18 protein-coding genes are annotated in these 18,942 nt (G+C 72.6%); 12 read left to right on the top strand and 6 right to left on the bottom strand.

Annotated features, from left to right (window positions below; all coding sequences use genetic code 11):
* Positions 1 to 21: 21 nt before the first annotated feature.
* Positions 22 to 240 (bottom strand): DUF397 domain-containing protein, encoded by a 219-nt coding sequence (locus AB0L06_RS04960; RefSeq protein ID WP_500229601.1) that lies wholly within the window; start codon positions 238 to 240, stop codon positions 22 to 24.
* 21 nt (positions 241 to 261) lie between these two features.
* Positions 262 to 1,131 carry a helix-turn-helix domain-containing protein gene (locus AB0L06_RS04955; RefSeq protein ID WP_500229600.1) on the bottom strand — a complete coding sequence of 290 codons (870 nt, stop codon included), beginning with the start codon at positions 1,129 to 1,131 and terminating at the stop codon, positions 262 to 264.
* A gap of 283 nt (positions 1,132 to 1,414) precedes the next feature.
* Here AB0L06_RS04955 and AB0L06_RS04950 point away from each other — a divergent pair, with 283 nt between their 5' ends.
* From AB0L06_RS04950 to tsaD, 8 genes are all read left to right on the top strand, one after another.
* The gene (locus AB0L06_RS04950; protein WP_500229599.1) at positions 1,415 to 2,887 is read left to right on the top strand and encodes an NAD(P)H-hydrate dehydratase; all 1,473 of its coding nucleotides are present in this window, start codon (positions 1,415 to 1,417) and stop codon (positions 2,885 to 2,887) included.
* Positions 2,888 to 2,976: 89 nt separating this feature from the next.
* On the top strand, positions 2,977 to 4,110 hold the full coding sequence (gene alr / locus AB0L06_RS04945) for an alanine racemase (protein ID WP_500229598.1): 1,134 nt from the start codon (positions 2,977 to 2,979) through the stop codon (positions 4,108 to 4,110).
* Between the two features lie 24 nt (positions 4,111 to 4,134).
* On the top strand, positions 4,135 to 5,247 hold the full coding sequence (locus AB0L06_RS04940) for an alpha/beta fold hydrolase (protein WP_500229597.1): 1,113 nt from the start codon (positions 4,135 to 4,137) through the stop codon (positions 5,245 to 5,247).
* Positions 5,248 to 5,326: 79 nt separating this feature from the next.
* Positions 5,327 to 5,812, top strand: a complete 486-nt coding sequence (tsaE, locus tag AB0L06_RS04935; RefSeq protein ID WP_500229596.1) for a tRNA (adenosine(37)-N6)-threonylcarbamoyltransferase complex ATPase subunit type 1 TsaE — start codon at positions 5,327 to 5,329, stop codon at positions 5,810 to 5,812.
* 112 nt (positions 5,813 to 5,924) lie between these two features.
* Positions 5,925 to 7,175, top strand: coding sequence for a hypothetical protein (locus AB0L06_RS04930; protein ID WP_500229595.1), 1,251 nt, complete (start codon positions 5,925 to 5,927; stop codon positions 7,173 to 7,175).
* Between the two features lie 83 nt (positions 7,176 to 7,258).
* Entirely contained in the window at positions 7,259 to 7,930 is a 672-nt protein-coding gene (gene tsaB / locus AB0L06_RS04925) for a tRNA (adenosine(37)-N6)-threonylcarbamoyltransferase complex dimerization subunit type 1 TsaB (protein ID WP_500229594.1), read from the top strand.
* Positions 7,931 to 7,947: 17 nt separating this feature from the next.
* On the top strand, positions 7,948 to 8,418 hold the full coding sequence (gene rimI, locus AB0L06_RS04920; protein ID WP_500229871.1) for a ribosomal protein S18-alanine N-acetyltransferase: 471 nt from the start codon (positions 7,948 to 7,950) through the stop codon (positions 8,416 to 8,418).
* On the top strand, positions 8,415 to 9,452 hold the full coding sequence (tsaD, locus tag AB0L06_RS04915) for a tRNA (adenosine(37)-N6)-threonylcarbamoyltransferase complex transferase subunit TsaD (RefSeq protein WP_500229593.1): 1,038 nt from the start codon (positions 8,415 to 8,417) through the stop codon (positions 9,450 to 9,452). The genes rimI and tsaD overlap by 4 nt, the downstream gene beginning before the upstream one ends.
* 16 nt (positions 9,453 to 9,468) lie before the next feature.
* On the opposite strand, the gene AB0L06_RS04910 is transcribed toward tsaD, so the two are convergent.
* The 3 genes from AB0L06_RS04910 to AB0L06_RS04900 form a co-directional block, all read right to left on the bottom strand.
* The gene (locus tag AB0L06_RS04910; RefSeq protein ID WP_500229592.1) at positions 9,469 to 10,440 is read right to left on the bottom strand and encodes a phosphotransferase family protein; all 972 of its coding nucleotides are present in this window, start codon (positions 10,438 to 10,440) and stop codon (positions 9,469 to 9,471) included.
* A gap of 118 nt (positions 10,441 to 10,558) precedes the next feature.
* On the bottom strand, positions 10,559 to 12,178 hold the full coding sequence (locus tag AB0L06_RS04905; RefSeq protein ID WP_500229591.1) for an apolipoprotein A-IV repeat region-like domain-containing protein: 1,620 nt from the start codon (positions 12,176 to 12,178) through the stop codon (positions 10,559 to 10,561).
* A gap of 581 nt (positions 12,179 to 12,759) precedes the next feature.
* Positions 12,760 to 14,007 carry a class I SAM-dependent methyltransferase gene (locus AB0L06_RS04900; RefSeq protein ID WP_500229590.1) on the bottom strand — a complete coding sequence of 416 codons (1,248 nt, stop codon included), beginning with the start codon at positions 14,005 to 14,007 and terminating at the stop codon, positions 12,760 to 12,762.
* Positions 14,008 to 14,342: 335 nt separating this feature from the next.
* Here AB0L06_RS04900 and groES point away from each other — a divergent pair, with 335 nt between their 5' ends.
* The 4 genes from groES to AB0L06_RS04880 all read left to right on the top strand — a co-directional run bounded on the left by groES (position 14,343) and on the right by AB0L06_RS04880 (position 18,408).
* Entirely contained in the window at positions 14,343 to 14,651 is a 309-nt protein-coding gene (groES, locus tag AB0L06_RS04895; protein WP_034487853.1) for a co-chaperone GroES, read from the top strand.
* An 84-nt stretch (positions 14,652 to 14,735) separates the two neighbouring features.
* A complete protein-coding gene (gene groL, locus AB0L06_RS04890; protein ID WP_500229589.1) occupies positions 14,736 to 16,364 on the top strand; it encodes a chaperonin GroEL in 1,629 nt (542 codons plus the stop codon).
* Positions 16,365 to 17,014: 650 nt separating this feature from the next.
* Positions 17,015 to 17,563, top strand: a complete 549-nt coding sequence (locus AB0L06_RS04885) for a sigma-70 family RNA polymerase sigma factor (RefSeq protein ID WP_117355923.1) — start codon at positions 17,015 to 17,017, stop codon at positions 17,561 to 17,563.
* Positions 17,560 to 18,408: a hypothetical protein gene (locus AB0L06_RS04880; RefSeq protein WP_500229588.1), complete on the top strand. Its 849-nt coding sequence runs from the start codon at positions 17,560 to 17,562 to the stop codon at positions 18,406 to 18,408. The genes AB0L06_RS04885 and AB0L06_RS04880 overlap by 4 nt, the downstream gene beginning before the upstream one ends.
* 87 nt (positions 18,409 to 18,495) lie before the next feature.
* On the opposite strand, the gene AB0L06_RS04875 is transcribed toward AB0L06_RS04880, so the two are convergent.
* Complete coding sequence (locus AB0L06_RS04875) at positions 18,496 to 18,879, bottom strand: DUF5319 domain-containing protein (protein ID WP_026415270.1); 384 nt, start codon at positions 18,877 to 18,879, stop codon at positions 18,496 to 18,498.
* Between the last annotated feature and the right edge of the window lie 63 nt (positions 18,880 to 18,942).

Below are 18,942 nucleotides of genomic sequence, written 5' to 3'. Positions count from 1 at the left end.
ACGGCTTGTGTCAGGCGGGCGTCACGCCGGTAGGTCCAGTGCGCCTTCGCGGATGTCGGTCAGGAGTGCGTGCCATTCCTCGGCCGAGAGGCGGAGGACAGGGCTGGCGTCGCCGATGCGGGCGTCGCGTGCGCCGACCAGGTGGTTCGGGAGTTCCGCCACTTCCACGCAGGCGCCGCTGGCGCTGCAACGGGAACTCCTCGTCCACCGGACGGCTCGCTCGATGGGCCGGTTGTCCAACGGGATTACCTCAGACCTTTCTCACGGGCGCCGCCAACGGTCCGCGATCCTCGTGATCAGGTCGCGCGACTCACCGGGAGACGAGGCGAACCGCGTCATCCCCTCGAAGGCGAGCCGGTACATGAAGGCCAGCTTCTCGTCGATGACCTGGTTGTCCGTCAGGGCTCCGACGTAGACGACGTCCGGGAACACGATGTCCCAGACCGGCTCGTACTCCATGAGCTGGAAGGCCCCCTCCACGATCGTGTGGAGGACGTCCAGCCGGATGACGCGCAGGTCCACGTGCGGAAGTTCGGAGACGTCGAGCAGATGCCGGAGCTGGCCGTGCATCGTGGCCGGGTCGCCGACCAGCCGCTGCAGGACGGACTCGTCGAGCAGCACCGAATACTGGATGGGCGTTTCTCGGAAGAGGATCTGCTGCCGGCGCATCCGGACCTCGATCCGGCGTTCGATCTCGCGTGGCGGCGCGGGGTCGTAGGACCGCGCTCCGCCCATCACCGACCTGGCGAAGTCCTCGGTCTGCAGCAGCCCCGGGACCAGATAGGTCTCCCAGTGGACGATGCGGGTCGCCTCGTCCTCCATCGCGATGAACTGCGTGTACGCACCGGGCAGCTCCCGATATCCCTCCCACCAGCCCTTCTGTGCCGCGTCGTGGGCGAGGGCGAGCAACTCCGCATGGTGGGAGAGGTCGATCTGGTACAGCTGGGTGAGCTTCCGGACGTCGCTGATCCTGGTGCTGGTGCGCGCGTTCTCGATCCGGCTGACCTTGGCTGTGGACCAGGACAGCCGCGCTGCGACGTCGTCGCCCGTCAGCCCCCTCTCCTCACGCAGCCGACGAAGCTCGGCCGCCAGCCGGCGCTGCCGGACGGTCGGTCCTCGGAAGGGGCTCATGGCACCCGCTGAACCGCGAGACGTCGTCATGTCTCCGGTCGCCTCCCGACCAGCGCGAGTTACTCAGCGAAGTGTGCCCTATGCAATGTGCGTTCCTTGGGGAGGACACGTCAACGTGTGAGGGCTCTTACTGGCTTTGCGTTCAGGTGGATCTTCCTGGCGTCAATGGGGGTGAAACTTTCACCGAATCGTGCGTTGCTACACCATTGACTCGTCAGGGCGCACCCGTCAAGCCGAAGGTCGCGTGGCACCCTGGAGGAAATGATCGCGGAAAGGGGCCGGGGTGAGATACGCGCACGAGGTCGGTAAGGTGCGGGCCGCCGAGGGCGCGCTGATGGCGCGGCTGCCCGAGGGGGCGCTGATGCAGCGCGCGGCGGCCGGGCTGGCGCGGGTGTGCGCAGGGCTGCTGGGCCGGGTGTACGGCGCGGACGTCGTGGTGCTCGTCGGGTCCGGCGACAACGGCGGGGACGCGTTGTACGCGGGCGCGCGGCTGGCCCGGCGCGGGGCGCGGGTGCGGGCGGTGGCGGCCGGGTCCCGGCTCCACCGGGAGGGGCTCGCCGACCTGCGGGCCGCGGGCGGGCGGATGATCGAGCTCGCGGACGCGGACGAGGCGGTCCGGGCGGCCGACCTGGTGATCGACGGCCTGACCGGGATCGGCGGGTCCGGGGGGCTTCGGGAGCCGCACGCGTCGCTGGCGCGGGCGGCGTCCGGTTCGGGCGGGATCGTGGTGGCCTGTGACGTGCCCAGCGGCGTGGACGCGTCGTCCGGGCGGGTCGAGGGCGCCGCCGTCCGGGCGGACGTGACCGTCACGTTCGGGACGCTCAAGCCGGGCCTGCTGGTCGATCCCGGGGCTTCGCACTGCGGGGTCGTCGAGCTCGTCGACATCGGTCTCGGGCCGTACCTGGACGATCCGGACGCCGTCTCCCCGGCCGCCGAGGACGTCCGGCCGCCCGTCCCAGGTCCCGAGTCGGACAAGTACCGGCGCGGCGTGGTCGGCATCCTCGCAGGTGGCGAGGAGTTCACCGGGGCGGCGGTGCTGGCGGCGGGCGGGGCGGTGCACGGGGGAGCCGGAATGGTCCGGTTCGCGTCGGTGCGGCATGCCGTCGAGCTGGTGCGTCAGCGCTGGCCGGAGGCCGTGACCACGGTGATCGAGCCCGGTGAGAAGGCGCTGGACAAGATCGGCCGGGTGCAGGCGTGGGTGGTCGGGCCGGGGCTCGGCACCGGCGAGGACGCCGAGGGGCTGCTCCAGGCCGTCCTGTCGACCGAACTGCCCGTCCTGGTCGACGCCGACGGGCTGACCGTCCTGGCGCGGCGGCGTGATCTGCTGACCCGGGACGCGCCGACCCTGCTGACGCCGCACGCGGGGGAGCTGGCCCGGCTCCTGGCCGCGGACCGCGGGGACATCGAGGCCCGGCGGCTGGAGTTCGTCCGCGCGGCCGCGGCCGAGCTGGACGCGACGGTGCTGCTCAAGGGGTCGACGACGGTGATCGCGGAGCTGGACCGTCCGGTCCGGGTGAACCCGACCGGGACGTCCTGGCTCGCGACGGCGGGCACCGGGGACGTCCTGTCCGGTCTGACAGGCGCGATCCTGGCGGGCGGGTTGTCCACCCTGGACGCCGCCACCGCGGGCGCGTACCTGCACGGACTCGCGGCGCGCCTGGCGGCGGGAGGCCCCTCGGTGGACGCCGGGGAGGCCCCGATCGGCGCGTTCGACGTGATCACCGCGCTGCCCGCCGCGTTCCGGACCCTCTCATAGTGACGCGAACCACACGGATCACTCCGGCATCCAAGGGAGACGGGCCCCCGGACGAGGCATCGACCGGCGGCGGGCACACTGGGGTGACTATGAGTAATCCTGCGCAGGCACGCATCGACCTCGACGCGATCAGCGGCAACGTGGCCCTGATTCGCGAAGCGGCCGATGGGGCCGAGGTTATGGCGATGGTCAAGGCCGAGGCGTACGGGCACGGGCTCGTCCCGGCGGCGCGCGCGGCGCTGGCCGGCGGCGCGACGTGGCTCGGCGTGGCCAAGCTCGACGAGGGCCTGCGGCTCCGCGACGCCGGGGTGCGGGACGTCCCGGTGCTGGTCGGCCTGGCCGTGCCCGGCGAGGATTACACGCGTGCCGTCACCGAGCGGCTCGACATCGCGGTCGGCGCGCGCTGGCTGCTGGACGAGCTGACCGCCGCCGCCGAGCGCGCCGGACGGCCCGTCCGCGTCCACCTGAAGGCCGACACCGGCATGACCCGCGGCGGGGCAACCCCGGAGGACTGGCCGTCCCTGGTCGACGCGGCCCTCGCCGCCGAGGCGACCGGCCTGGTCAACGTGGTCGGGCTCATGTCGCACTTCGCCTGCTCGGACGAGCTCGACCACCCGTCGGTGCCGCGCCAGCTCACCACCTTCACCGACATGGTCGAGGCGGCGGAGAAGGCCGGGGTGCGGCCCGAGGTCCGGCACCTGGCGAACTCGGCCGCCGCGCTCACCCTGCCGGACTCCCGGTTCGACCTCGTCCGGCCCGGGATCGCGACGTACGGGCTGAGCCCGGTGCCGTCGCTCGGCTCGTTCGGCCTGCGCCCGGCGATGACGCTGACCGCCTCGACGTCCCTGGTCAAGCGGGTTCCGGCGGGCAGCGGCGTGTCCTACGGGCACACCTACACGACCGACCGCGAGACGAACCTCGCGGTCGTCCCGGCCGGGTACGGCGACGGGGTCCCCCGGCATGGCTCGAACGTGATCGACGTCCTGGCGGGCGGCAGGCGCCGCAGGATCGCCGGGCGCGTCTGCATGGACCAGTTCGTGATCGACCTCGGCGACGACGTCATCGCGGCGGGCGACGAGGTCGTCCTGTTCGGCCCCGGCGACCGCGGCGAGCCGACCGCGCAGGACTGGGCCGAGGCCCTGGACACCATTTCCTATGAGATCGTCACTCGTATCGGCGTCCGGGTGCCGCGCGTGTACGAGGGCGGCCCGGCGCTCAGCTAGGCGACGGGGTAGAGGCGACGGGGAATGGACGCGAAGCACAAGCGCAGGATGGGCGTGGCCGGGGCCGTGGCGGGCCTCGGCGCGGCCGGGGTGGGCGCCGCGGTCGGCATCCGGCACCTGGCGGTCGGACGGGTCAGGCTGCGTCCCGACCCGGACGCGGCCGAGCCGTTCGGCGGGCTGCGAGGCCGCGCGCTGACGGTGACCGCGGACGACGGCGTGCCGCTGCACGTCGAGGTGGACGGCCCGGACGAAGCGCCGCTGACCGTCGTGTTCTGCCACGGCTACACGCTCAACCAGGACGTCTGGCACTACCAGCGACGCGACCTGGCCGGCCGGCCGGCGGACGGGCGGCGCCTGCGCATGGTCTTCTGGGACCAGCGCAGCCACGGCCGGTCCGGACGCGGCGAGGCGGGCGGCGCGACGGTCGAGCAGACCGGTTCCGACCTGTACGAGGTGCTGCGCGCCACGGTCCGTCCGGGCACTCCGGTGATCCTGGCCGGGCACTCCATGGGCGGTATGTCGATCATGGCGCTGGCCGAGCGGCACCCCGAGCTGTTCGAGGACGGCCCGGACGCGCTGTGCCGGGTGCGCGGGGTCATGCTGGTCAACACCTCCGGCGGCGACCTGGCCGAGGAGATGACGCTCGGGCTGCCGCAGGCGCTGATCAAGGTCGTCCGGCCGATCGCGCCGACCGCGCTGCGCGGGCTCGGCCGGCAGGCCAGAATGGTGGACCGGGCCCGCGGCCTCGGCGCTGACCTGGCGTTCGTCGTCACCCGCCACATGGCGTTCGCTGACAAGCGGGTCAGCCCGACCGTGGTCGACTTCCTGGAGCAGATGATCCGGGCCACCCCGATCGATGTGATCGCCGAGTACTACCCGGCGCTGATGGCGCACGACAAGGCGGCGGCGCTGAAGACCGTCGGGCGCGTCCCGGTGCTGGTCCTGGCGGGCGGACGGGACCGGCTGACCCCCGCCGCGCACGGCCGCCGGATCGCCGAGGCGCTGCCGGACGCCGAGCTCGTCGAGGTCGACGAGGCGGGCCACGTGCTCCCGCTGGAGTACCCCGGCGTGGTGACCGGCTCGCTGCGCCGCCTGGTGGACCGGGTCCCGCCCGGCCCGGAGGAACGCGGCGCATGAACACGCCGCACGAACCGCGGGCGCGGCGCGTGGCCGCGCCCGAACCGCGAGCGCGGCGCGTGGACGAGGGACGCCGCGCATGACGAACGAGGGGGAGCCGATCGTGATCGAGGTGCCGACGTCCGAGGACATGCGGGCGCTGGGCGTCCGGCTGGGCGGGATGCTGCGCGCCGGCGACCTGCTGGTGCTGACCGGTGACCTCGGCGCGGGCAAGACGACGCTGACCCAGGGCATCGGCGAGGGCCTGAAGATCCGCGGGCCGGTGACCTCGCCGACGTTCGTGATCGCGCGCGTCCACCCGTCGCTGGCGGGCGGCCCGTCCCTGGTGCACGTGGACGCCTACCGGCTGGGCGGTTTCGCCGAACTGGACGACCTCGACCTGGACGCGTCGCTCGACGAGTCGGTGACGATCGTGGAATGGGGCGAGGGCCTGGCCGAGGGGCTCGCCGAGGACCGTTTGGAGATCACCATTTCGCGGGGGCCCGCCGGGGCGTCCGAAGAGCGCGCGGTAAAGATCATCGGAGTGGGCGGCCGCTGGGCGGCCGTTCTCGATGATCTTGCCTGATCAGGCCACGTTCGAATTCAGGTAAGTGGAAGGCGACCACCGCCCCGATCCATGTCGTACTCTTTGCCGGACGAAACCCGACAATTTGGATTACTGATCGGGAGTGGATCCGGTGAGTGGCAACCATCGCGGCGGTGGTCACCGCGGCTCGCGCAGCGGGGAGTACCGCTCGTTCAGCGGAGAGCCCCGCGCGGGCGGACACCGCCCCGTAGAGGGCCTTCCCGGCGAGTACGGCCGACCCACGGGCGAGTACGCCGCTCCTTCCGGTGAACACGGCGGCCGCTCCGGCGAGTACACCGGTCGTCCGGACGAGCACGGCCGCCGGTCCATCGAGTACGACGCCCGCGCCAACGAGTACGCGGCCCCTCCCAGCGAGTACGCCGCCCGCACAGGCGAACACGGCGGACGGACGGGCCAGTACGACGCCGGCCAGTACGACGCCCGCTCCGGCGACTACGCGGGCCCGTCTGGCGAGTACACGGGCCGTTCCGGCGGCTACGCGGGCCGCTCTGGCGAGTACGCGGGCCGGTCCGGCGACTACACCGGCCGCTCTGGCGAGTACGCGGGTCGTTCCGGCGACTACGCGGGTCGTTCGGGCGAGTACGACGGTCGTTCGGGTGAGCATCGGCCCCGCAGCGGCGAGTACCGGACGCGGAGCGGCAGTCACCGGGTCGTCCGGGAGCGCCGCAAGGGCAGGCGGCTCGCGGCCGTGCTGCTCGGGATCGGGGCCGGGGCGGGGGCCTGCGCGCTCGCCGCGTTCGTGGTCACCAGCGGCCTCGGCGGCCACGACCGGGGCACGACCGGGCAGGTCGTCGGCAGCACCGCCCGGACCCCGGCGGCCAAGGCGGAGAAGACCGCCGTGCCGGACGCCTGCACCCTCCTCGACACCAGGATCGCCGACCGGCTCGCGCCGCACGCCGAGCGCGGCCCCGCCGACAACTACGCCTCCAACGACCGCCAGAACCAGTGCGTCTGGGGCGTCTACAGCGGCAAGGACCAGCGGCAGCTCAGCGTCGAGATGCGCGCGATCGCCGGGACGCAGGCGCAGAGCCCGACCGACGCCGCCCGCGCCGCCTTCGTGTCCGAGCGGACCGCCGACGAGTCCGGCAAGGCGCTGCTCGGCGGCCAGGAGATCACCGACAAGAGCCGGGTGAACGGGCTCGGCGACGAGGCGTACGTCGTCTACAGCGTGGACAAGGACCAGGGCTCCGGCGCGGCCGTCACCAACGTCCGGGTCTCGAACGTGCTGGTCACCGTCCACTACTCCGGCTCGGACGGCAGCGACCCGCTCGCCACGGAATCCGCGCTCACCGGCGCCCGGGACGCCGCCCGCAGCGTCGTCGAGGCCCTCAACCAGGGCTGATCCGCCACGGATCCGCCGCCCGAGGCCGTGGCGGGCGGGGAATCAGCCTGACCACAGGTCGCACTCGACTACGCTTACAGTCCGTGCTGGTCCTGGCTTTCGACACCGCAACCGCCGCCGTCACCGTCGCGCTGACCGAGTGGACGCCGGGGGGCGAAGCACGTCCCCGCGCCGCCGTCGAGGCCATGGACGCGCGCAGACACACCGAGGTGCTGACCCCCGAGATCGCGCGGGTCCTCGGCGAGGCGGGCGCGACGCCCGCCGACCTGTCCGCGATCGTCGTGGGCGTCGGCCCCGGCCCCTACACGGGCCTGCGCGTCGGCCTGGTCACGGCGAACGCGATGGGCAAGGCGCTCGGCGTGCCCGTCCACGGCGTCTGCACGCTGGACGCCCTCGCCTGGGAGTCCCGCCGTGAGGAGCCCTTCGCCGTCGCCACCGACGCCCGCCGCCGCGAGGTGTACTGGGCCCACTACGACTCCTACGCCCGCCGCGTGACCGACCCCGCGGTCGGCCCCGCCGCCGACGTCCGCGCGAACGCGCCCGGCCTTCCGGTCATCGGCGAGGGCGCGGGCCTGTACGCCGAGGTCCTCGGCGACGCCGGGGGCCCGCTCGTGCCGTCCGCCGTCGCGATGGCCGAGCTCGCCGTCGAGCGCCTGGCCGGACGCCCCGGCCCCGCGCTGCTCCCGCCCGAGCCGCTCTACCTGCGCCGTCCGGACGCCAAGGAGCCCGGCCCCCGCAAGAAGGTGACCCGGTGAGCGCCGCGCTGCGCGGGATGACCGAGGGCGACCTGACCGCCGTCCACGTGCTCGAGCAGGCGCTGTTCCCCGAGGACGCCTGGAGCGAGGAGATGCTCCGCGAGGAGCTGGCCGACCAGCCGCGCACCCGCCACTACGTGGTCGCCGAGGACTCGGGGGAGATCATCGGCTACGCCGGGCTCGCCGCCGCGGCCGACCAGGCCGACGTGCAGACCATCGGCGTCCGCGAGGACCGGCGCGGTTCCGGCCTCGGCGCGGCGCTGCTCACCGAGCTGCTGGACGAGGCGTCCCGGCGCGGCAGCGGCCAGGTGTTCCTGGAGGTCCGCGCCGACAACGACCCCGCCCGGCGGCTCTACGAGCGGTTCGGGTTCGTCCGCGTGGGGGTGCGCAGGCGCTACTACCAGCCGTCCGGCGTGGACGCGGTCGTGATGTGCCGCGAGATGAGCCCGAAGAGGGGCCCGATCGGCTTCACCAGGGAGGAAGCATGATCCGCGACTCCGAGCCGCTGGTGCTCGGGATCGAGACGTCCTGCGACGAGACCGGGGTCGGGATCGTCCGGGGGCACACGCTGCTGGCCGACTCGATCGCCTCCAGCGTCGAGCAGCACGCCCGCTTCGGCGGGGTCGTGCCCGAGGTCGCCTCGCGCGCGCACCTGGAGGCGATGACCCCGACCGTCGAGCGGGCGCTCGAGGAGGCCGGGGTCACCTTCAAGGACATCGACGCGTTCGCGGTGACGGCCGGGCCGGGACTGCCGGGCGCGCTGATGGTCGGCGTCGCGGCGGCCAAGGCGTACGCGCTGTCGCTCGGCAAGCCGCTGTACGGCGTGAACCACCTCGCCGCGCACGTCTGCGTCGACCAGCTCGAACACGGCCCGCTGCCGAAGCCGTGCGTGGCGATGCTGGTGTCCGGCGGGCACTCGTCGCTGCTGCTCGTCCCGGACGTGTCGTCCGACGTCCGGTCCCTCGGCACCACCGTGGACGACGCGGCGGGCGAGGCGTTCGACAAGGTCGCCCGGGTGCTGGACCTCGGCTTCCCCGGCGGCCCGGTGATCGACCGGATGGCCCGCGAGGGCGACCCGGCGGCGATCGCGTTCCCGCGCGGCAAGTACGCCGACGGCACCTACGACTTCTCGTTCTCCGGCCTGAAGACGGCCGTGGCGCGCTGGGTCGAGGCGAAGGAGCGGGCCGGGGAGCCGGTCCCGGTCGCCGACGTCGCCGCGTCCTTCCAGGAGGCCGTCGTGGACGTGCTGACCCACAAGGCCCTCAAGGTCTGCAAGGACAACGGCGTCAAGGACCTGCTCATCGGCGGTGGCGTGGCGGCGAACTCGCGCCTGCGCGCGCTCGCGCAGGAGCGCTGCGACCGCGCCGGTGTCCGCCTGCGGGTGCCGCGGCCGAAGCTGTGCACCGACAACGGCGCGATGGTCGCCGCGCTCGGCTCCGAGCTGGTCGCGAACGGGCTCGCCCCGTCCGACCTGGGCCTGCCCGCCGACTCCAGCCTCCCGATCGACACCGTCACCCTCTGAACCCGGGCGGGACCCGCTAGAGCAGGGTCGCAAGGTAGGTCTCGGCCCGGATCGCGTCCCCTTCGGACAGGACGCGTCCGGGCTCCTCGGGCAGCAGGTCGAGCACGCAGGCCAGGTCCCAGTACGGGTCCTGGTCGTGGCCGCCCGCGACCTGGTCGAAGCACTCCCGGAAGCGGTCGGCGACGGCCACGCCGTAGCGCAGCGCGAGCCGCAGCCGCATCTGCCCGACGTCCACGCCGGCCGGGCCGGACGACGCGTCCGACCAGTCCACGACGCCGGTGAGCCTGCCGCGCGACCACAGCGTGTTGTCCGGGTGGTAGTCGCGGTGGACGAACCGGGACGGCGCGTCCGGCACGGGCCCGGACGCGACCTCGCACGCCCGCTCCCACAGCTCCGGACGCGTCGCGTGCTTCGGCGGACGCCGCAGGTCGGGCCGGTTGCGCGGGACGTACGGCGGCATCGAGGCCGCGCCGCGCAGCGCGTGCACCGGCAGCAGCGCCGCGGCCAGCTGGATCAGGACCTCCGGCAGGTCGTCCGGGACGGGCCGGGGCGGGTGCCCGGGAAGCCGGGTGAGCAGCAGCGCGGGCGCGTCGCAGTGCGCGCCCGCCGGGTCTGCGGCGACCAGCGACGGCGTCGGGATCTCGCAGGCGGCGAGCAGGGCCAGCGCGGCGATCTCGCGCTCGGGCGAGTACTCGCAGTCGGCGAAGGCCGCGCCGGGCCCGTCGGACGCGAGCGGGTCGCGCGGCAGCCAGCGGCGCAGCACCAGCCGGTGCTCGCTGCCCGAGCCGCTCTCCACCACCAGTGCGTGGTTGGCGTGCGCGGTTCCGCCGGGCAGCGGCCGGATCGCGCGGATCTCGGCGCCCCGGCCGAAGCACTCGCGCACCCAGCCGAGGGTGGCCGTGCTCGGCGGTGCGCCGACGAAGAGGCTGAGGGCCGGGGCGAGGGCCGGGGAGCGGGTCACGAGATCCATGAAAACGGATTCAGGCATGTATCGAGGGTGATTTGACGAAGGCGGAACGTGAGGACGCGCACGTCGCGGGGGCGGGGCGTCGCCGCGCGCGCCGTCCGTCCGCGCGTCCGGGACACCCCGCCCCCGGCGGTGCTGCTCAGTCCTTGCCCCCGTCGCGGCGCGGGCGCAGCAGCGCCTCGGCCAGGGCGAGCATGGTCTCCTCCAGCGTGGACAGCCGCTTGAGCACGTCCTCGTGCACCGCCGTCATCTGCTTGGTGACGTCGCCGTGCACGTTGTCGACCTTGCGGCCGACCTCGCCCTGGACGTCCTCGAACCGGCGGCCCAGCGCCTCCTGCACGGCCTCGGCGCGACGCGTGACCTCCTCCTGGACGCCGTCGACGCGGCGGGTGAACTCCTCCTGGACGCCGCCGACCCGGCGGGACACGTCCTCGTGGATCGAGTCGACCTGCTTGGTGACGTCCTCGTGGATGTCGTCGATCCGCTTGGACACGTCGTCGTGCACTCCGCTGACCTGCCGCGACACCTCGTTGTGGACGGACTCGACCTGCTTGGTGACGTCGGTGTGCACCGACTCGACCCGGCGGGACACGATGTCGACCTGGGTGGTGAACTCCAGCAGCGCGGAGTCGACCTTGCGGGTGACCTCCTCGTGGATGCCCTCGATCCGGTCGCGGACGTCCTCGTGGACGTTCTCGAACCGCCGGGAGAACTCGTCCATCCGCTTGGCGACGTCGCTGTAGGCCGTCCTGGCGATCTGCGACATGGTCGCCTTCACCTCGTCCCGGTCGGGCCGGGCGCGCAGCTCCTCGATCAGCGGGTCGACCGCGTCGGCGAGGTGCTTCTCCAGCGCGTCGAACCGGTCGCTGTGGTCCATGACCGGACGCTGCACCAGCTCGGCGACCTTGCGGTGCAGCTCGCCGGTCTCCAGCGTGGCGGGCAGCCGCCCGATCCGCTCGTTGACGCCGTCGATCCGGTCGTCCACGCCCTCGAACCGGCCGTCCAGGCCCTCGAGCTTGCCCGACAGCCCGGCGAGCCGGCCGTCGAGCCCGCCCAGCCGCCCGTCCAGGCCGTCGAGGCGTCCTCCGACGCCCTCGACGCGGCCGTTGACGGCCTCCAGGCCCTGCTCGACGCGATCGGCCATCTCACCGAGGGACTGGTCGACGCGGGTGGTCACGCCGTTGATGGAATGCTCCAGCCGCTCCGCCCGGTGCCCCATCTCCGCGAGGGACTTGTCCAGCCGGTTGAAGCGGACGGAGGCGGCCTCCATGCTTCCTTGCAGCTTGTCGAGCCGCTTGGCCATGTCCTCGATGCGTTGCGTCGCCTGCCGGGTGGCGTCGGCCATGTCCTGGGCGTTGTCGAGCACGGCCTGCATGCGGGTGAGGCCCTCGTCGACGTTCTCGGCGACCACGCCGACATCGGCCCACAGCGCCGGCAGTTCGGCGACCGGCTTGACCCGCTCGCCGACCGCCTCGATGTGCTCCGCGAGCCCCTCGGCCCACTCCGGAGGCTTGCTGGACAGGTCGTCGACCTGTCCGCGGACGCTGTCGAGCTGCCCGGTGAGGCCGCTGAGCTCGCGCTCGCGCACCTCGCGGAGCAACCACTCCATCCCCTCCAGGCGCTGCCGGATCTCGTCCAGGACCTGTCCCTGTGAACGCTGTTCGTAGACATGGTCCTGCGCCGCACGGGCGAGCAACTCCCGCATCCGGTCCGAGACCGGTTGACCCCCCGTCTGCAGGAAGTTGTGATTCGTTTCCACCCGATGCTCCTTCGTGTGCCGACGCGGCGAAATGGCGCAACGGCAGTGATTTCTGAACGCCTCACTGTAGTGCGTGCCGGGGGCGGCGATATGCACTAGCAAGGAAAATTACGAGTTCTGTGGAATGAGCTTTGTCGCCCTACTGGAGAGTTAGGTCACCGATCATCCCGGCCGGGGTTTTCTCCCCGGTTCGGTCAAGGTTCCGCCAGTTGCGGCGGCGCCGTCCCCGGTACGGACGGGCAAGCCGTCCGCGTGCGGGCCCGCCGGGGTGCGGCACAAGTCCGCACATCTCGCCGAACATCCTCGTCCCGGTAGTGGCGGGGATGGTCGGTCGGCGGGCCGCGCACCCGTACGGCGAGAAACCGTCACGTGCGTGGCCGACCATTCCAGGATGGCATTTCGAGGCGCTCTCGAAGGCAGGTGCGACGCGCCGATCAGGCCATTGTGTCAAATGACCTTGGCGGGCGCGCTGCAATCATTGGCTAACGCGATGCCGGAATGCGCGCACTATTTGCGTGATCGTGGTGCGCCGCGCGGTCCGGCTTGGCCGCCGGAAGCGATGTGAAGATCATTGGGCTGGATTAGCCCGCAGGACGCGCGAGGACGGCCACCGGGTCGTCGCCGACGCGGGTCAGCACGAGGACGACCTCGCCGCCGCCCGCGGCCCCCCGCCGGCCGCCGCCGAAGCCGAGATCGCGGCGCAGCCGCTCGACGTCCCCGGCGAAGCCGCGCTTCTTGATCGTCAGGATCCCGGCGCCGCGCCGTCGCAGCTCCGCCCGGAGCCGCTTGAGCGAGAACGGCAGCACGTCGTCGATCTCGTAGGACGCCCCGAACGGGGTCTCCTTCAGGGTGTCGGACGTGATGTACGCGATACGCGGGTCGACCAGCCCTCCGCCGACCATCGCCGCGACCTCCGCGACCAGATGCGCCCGGATGACCGCTCCGTCCGGCTCGTACAGATACCGTCCCCAGCCCCGGATCTCCGGCTCGCCGAGCCCGTCGTCCGGCACCAACGTCACCGTCCCGGCGTCCGCGTCCGCCGGGGAGTACGTGGATCCCTGCGCGGACGGGATGAGGGTCGCGCGGCGGCGGACGGTCCCGGCGAGGTCGCCGAGCCAGAGGGCGGCCTCCTTCACGTCCCCGCCGACCGAGATCCACTCGGCTTCCGCGCCGTCCGGCACGGCCTCGTGCGGGATGCCCGGCGCGACCTTCACGCACGCGGCCGGGACGCTCTGGGCCATCTCCAGGACGACGTCCAGCGGCGGCTCGTACGCGCGCGGGTCGAAGATTCGTCCGCGCGCGGTCCGTCGGCCGGGATCGGCGAACACCGCGCCGTGCCCGGACGGATCGGCCGCCGTCCCGTCGCCCACCCGGACGGAGGCCAGCTCGTCCACGCCGAAGGCCGCGAGGTTGGCCCGTGCGACCTCGGCCGTGAGCGGATCCAGCTCGACGCCGTCGCCCGGCACCCCGGCCAGGGCGCGCCCGACGAGATCGGCCCCGATCCCGCAACCGACTTCCAACGTGCGGTGAATCTTTGGCAAAGCCGCGAAGCGCCGGGCCCGGTGGGAGGCCACGCCGGCGCGCGTTGACTGCTCCAGTCCGGCCGGAGTGAAGAACATGCGGGACGCGTCGTCCCCGAACTTGGCGCGCGCCCGCTCCCGCAGCCGGAGCTGGGTCAGCGCGGCGTTGACCAGCTCGGCCGGGAACCGGCCGCGCAGCCGCGTGGCGGTCGCGAGCAGGCCCGCCTCGGTCAGGTCGGCGCCGTCCGCCTCGGCGAGCAGGTCCCGGCCGAGCGGTGTCAGCAGGTCGCGGAACGCCTCGGTGTCCATAGCCTGGACGGTAGCGCCCGCGCGGGAGCACCCGTGCGGCGCGACCATGGCAGACCAGGCGTCCGCCTGCTCCGAAGGGCCGTGCCGGAAGGCCGGGGGCCGCCCTGGGGGACCGGACGCGGAGGACGAAGGAACGGGCTCGGCGCGGTTCGTGTTGACGGCTTACCGGGTCGGGCATAGTCTCCATGACTGGCACTCTCAGTGTGAGAGTGCCAAACAGCGACAAGGTCGGTCTGGCACCCGCGACGACAGGCCGGTCCAGGGTCGCCTCTCTGTCATCTGTGCTGGTCGGCCCGTGAGGCCGGCCGAGGACCAATCGAAGGGGAGGTCTGATCGTGACGACCGCCACCAAGGTTGCTCTCAAGCCGCTTGAGGACCGCATCGTCGTCCAGCCGCTTGAGGCCGAGACCACCACCGCGTCGGGTCTGGTCATTCCGGACACCGCCAAGGAGAAGCCGCAGGAGGGCACCGTCCTCGCTGTGGGACCGGGTCGTGTCGACGACAAGGGCCAGCGCGTCGAGCTCGACGTGAAGGTCGGCGACGTCGTGCTGTACAGCAAGTACGGCGGCACCGAGGTCAAGTACAACAACGAGGAGTACCTCGTGCTCTCGGCTCGCGACGTTCTCGCGATCATCGAGAAGTAATCACCGAGACGTGATGCACCCGCCCCGTCCGGCCGCCGTTGGCGGGCGGTCGGGGCGGCGCGCTTGATAGAGGAGATCAACCGCATGGCGAAGATCCTGGAATTCGACGAGGACGCTCGCCGGGCTCTTGAGCGCGGCGTCAACGCTCTCGCGGACGCCGTCAAGGTGACGATCGGCCCGCGCGGCCGCAACGTCGTCATCGACAAGAAGTTCGGCGCGCCGACCATCACCAACGACGGCGTCACCATCGCCCGCGAGGTGGAGCTCGAGAACCCGTACGAGAACCTCGGGGCTCAGCTCGCCAAGGAAGTGGCGACCAAGACCAACGACATCGCCGGTGACGGCACCACCACCGCGACCGTGCTCGCCCAGGCGCTCGTGCGCGAGGGCCTGCGCAACGTCGCGGCCGGCGCGTCCCCGCTGTCGCTGAAGCGCGGCATGGACGCCGCCGCCCAGTACGTGTCCGACAAGCTCCTCAAGACCGCCCGCGAGGTGGAGGAGAAGAGCGAGATCGCGCACGTCGCGACCATCTCCGCGCAGGACGCCAAGATCGGCGAGCTGATCGCCGAGGCGTTCGAGAAGGTCGGCAAGGACGGCGTCATCACCGTCGAGGAGGCCCACACCATGGGCCTCGAGCTGGAGTTCACCGAGGGCCTCCAGTTCGACAAGGGCTACCTGTCCCCGCACATGGTGACCGACCCCGAGCGCATGGAGGCCGTCCTCGAGGACGCCTACGTGCTGATCGTGGACGGCAAGATCGGCAACGTGCAGGAGTTCCTGCCGCTGGCCGAGAAGGTCGCGCAGACCAAGAAGCCGCTGCTGGTCGTGGCCGAGGACGTCGAGGGCGAGGCCCTGGCGCTGCTCGTCGCCAACAAGATCCGCGGCACCTTCCTGTCCGTCGCGGTCAAGGCCCCCGGCTTCGGCGACCGCCGCAAGGCGATGCTCGGCGACATGGCCGTCCTCACCGGCGGCCAGGTCGTGTCCGAGGCGCTCGGCCTCAAGCTCGACACCATCGGCATCGAGGACCTCGGCCGCGCCCGCCGCATCACGGTGGACAAGGACGCCACCACCATCGTGGACGGCGAGGGCAGCGCCCAGGAGATCTCCGACCGGGTCAACCAGATCAAGGTCGAGATCGACAACTCCGACTCCGACTGGGACCGCGAGAAGCTCCAGGAGCGCCTCGCCAAGCTGTCCGGCGGCGTGTGCGTCCTGCGCGTCGGCGCCGCGACCGAGGTCGAGCTCAAGGAGAAGAAGCACCGCCTGGAGGACGCCATCTCGGCGACCCGCGCGGCCATCGAGGAGGGCATCGTCTCCGGCGGCGGCTCCGCCCTGGTGCACGTCGCCAAGGAGGGCTTCGAGGACCTCGGGCTCACCGGCGACGAGGCCACCGGCGCCGAGGCCGTCCGCCGCTCCCTGGTGGAGCCGCTGCGCTGGATCTCCGAGAACGCGGGCCAGGAAGGCTACGTCGTGGTCTCCAAGGTCCAGGAGCTCAACGCGGGCCACGGCTTCAACGCCGCGACCGGCGTCTACGGCGACCTGATCGCCGAGGGCGTCATCGACCCGGTCAAGGTCACCCGCTCCGCCGTCACCAACGCCGCGTCCATCGCCGGCATGCTCCTCACCACCGAGGTTCTCGTCGTCGAGAAGCCCGAGGAAGAGGAAGCCGCCACCGGCGGCGGTCACGGCCACGGCCACGGGCACGGCCACTGAATTTGATTGAACCTCAGGCTCCGCGTCCTCGCCTGGCGGCTCGGACACGGCCCTGAAGTTCGTGCGAGTGCGGCATCGCTTCGCGATCAACCGGGCGGGGGTTCGCCTTCGGCGTCGCCCCCGCCCGGTTGGTAACGCACTCGCGTGCGCATGCAGGTCCCCGTTCTCGGACGGGGACCTTTTGCGTTTCCCGGGGCGAGCAGCTTCCCGGGACGCGCAGCTTCTGGGGCGAGCAGCTCCTGGGACGAGTAGCTCCTGGCGTGTGCAGCCCACGTACTCGTCCTGATTCCGCACGGTTGTGGGGCTTTGCGGGTGCTCGTGCTGATTCATGTGCGGCTTCACGTGCGTATTCCCGTGCGCGCGAAAGGGGCACGGAGAGGGGTCGGCTGACCGCGTTTCGTGCTATTCGAGCGGCTCGTCCATGCACTGTGACCATTCCGTTGCCGTGGACAGTGGAGACAGGTCCGGGCCCGCTGGGCATCATGCTCTACGTGACCGAGGGAAGCTTCGCCGGGACGACGACCGCGCGCGCTACCGAACCCTCGGGGGGTCCTGCTCCGCCGGGACCCGCCGACGGCGGGCACGAGGGGCGGCTGCTGAGGTCCGTCCCGGGCCGGGTGCCACGCCCGGCGAGTCCGCCGGACGGCGACATGCGGGAGCTGACCAGCCTCGCCGTGCAGGGGGATCCGGCCGCGATCGAGGTGCTGATCGCGGAGGTGCGGCCGATGGTCGTGCGGTACTGCCGGGCCCGGCTCGGACGGGTCTCGGGGCAGTACCACATCGCCGACGACGTGGCCCAGGAGGTCTGCATCGCGGTGCTGTCGGCGCTGCCGCGCTACCGCGACATGGGACGCCCGTTCGCCTCGTTCGTGTTCGGCATCGCCGCGCACAAGATCGCCGACGCGCTGCGCAGCGCGGTGCGCGCCGCCGTCCCGACCGAGGACCTGCCGGACGGTCCGGACGAGGGGCCCGGCCCGGAGGAGACGGTCGTCCGCTACATCGAGGCGCAGCGCGCCCGCGACCTGCTCACGCGGCTCCCCGACCACCAGCGCGAACTGGTGCTGCTGCGGGTCGTCGCCGGGCTGTCGGCGGAGGAGACCGGTAATGTGCTCGGCATGTCCGCGGGGGCCGTCCGGGTCGCCCAGCACCGTGCCCTCGCCCGGCTGCGCGCGATGGCACGAGAGGAGTCGATCGCTTGACGGAACGGAGCCGTGGCGCCCCGGATCCGGCCGAGCCCCCCTGTCGGGACGACGCCCCCACCGGCTCGGCCGACCTGTCCGCGCTGTACGGCACCGACGCGCTGATCGACGCCCTCGCGGCGCGCGCCCCTCTGTCCCCGGTCTCGGATCGGCGGTTCCCGTCCGGCCCGGACCCCGTGTTGGGCCTGCTCGGCGCGTTGATCGCCGAGGTGGACGAAGGGCTGCCGTCCACGCCCGGCGTCCGGCCGACCGTTGAGACCCGCCATGGGGCGGATGCCCTGTCCGGCGAGAGCGGCCGTTCCGGGGCGGACGGCGTGTCCGGCCGGGACGGCGACGGGGACGTGCCCGACCAGCAGGGGAGCGGGGCGTCGAGGCGGGCGCCGCGCACGATCGTGGCGCTCGGAGTCGTGGGCGCGGTCCTGGCCACGACCGGCGTCGCGGCGGCGGGCGGTGGGCTGACGGGGAGTCCGACGGCCACGTCCGCGGCCCGGATCGCCGGGGAGCCCGGGGCGTCCCGGCAGATGAAGAGCGATGAGCACGGCGTCTCGTCCGCCAAGCCGAAGGCGCCTGCCGGACGCGGTCCGGGGAGGACGCCGCGGAAGCGCGCGCACGAGGAGAAGCTCCGTGCCGGACGATCCGGTACGGAGGCGTCTGGGAAGCGTGGGCCGTCGGACGAGGAACGGCTCAGGAAGCGGCTGGACGAGCTGCTGCACGCGCACCCACCGCAGCGTCCTCAGGCGCATCCCGATCCGGCCGAGCAGCTGCGGCGTCGACTGGAGGAGCTCCGTCGGCGTGTCGAACGCGGGATCGACGAGCAGTCGCGGGACCGGCGGCGGCGCCCGTGAACTCCCGCCCCTGGTCTCAGGGGCGGGTGGTCGAGGTGGTCCTCGTGCCGCCGATGGGACGCGGGGCGGTCGTGGCGCCGGCGGGCGTCAGGAGTTGCCCTCCTCGCTGTCGATCACGCCGTCCACGTAGCCGCGGGCGTACTCCCAGCTGACGTAGTCGACGGGGTCGGGTGCGAGGGCCGGCTCGTGGACCCGCGGGAGGCCCTCGTCCAGCAGGTGGCGCAGGTTGCCGTGCAGCAGATCCCAGTCGATGTAGTGGATCTTGCCGCAGTCACCGCAGTCCACGGTCAGGCCGCGGACGCCGAGCGGCTCCAGCAGAGCGCGAAAGACCTCCAGGTCGGCGAGGTCGGCGAGCACGTCCTCGCGCTCCGCCACACTGAGCGGAGCGACGTCCTCCCCGGGGTCGCCGAGCGAGGCGGCCGGATCCTCCGGGTCGCCGGCGAACGGGTCGAGCGGGGCATCGTCGTGCACGACTCCACGCTACTGCGCCGCCCCCGCCGAGGTGCACCCCCCGGTCTCCTCTGAGCGCGAACG

The sequence above is a fragment of the Spirillospora sp. NPDC052269 genome, assembly GCF_040679435.1.
Taxonomy (GTDB): Bacteria; Actinomycetota; Actinomycetes; order Streptosporangiales; family Streptosporangiaceae; genus Spirillospora.
This window is presented reverse-complemented; position numbering and strand designations above follow the sequence as displayed.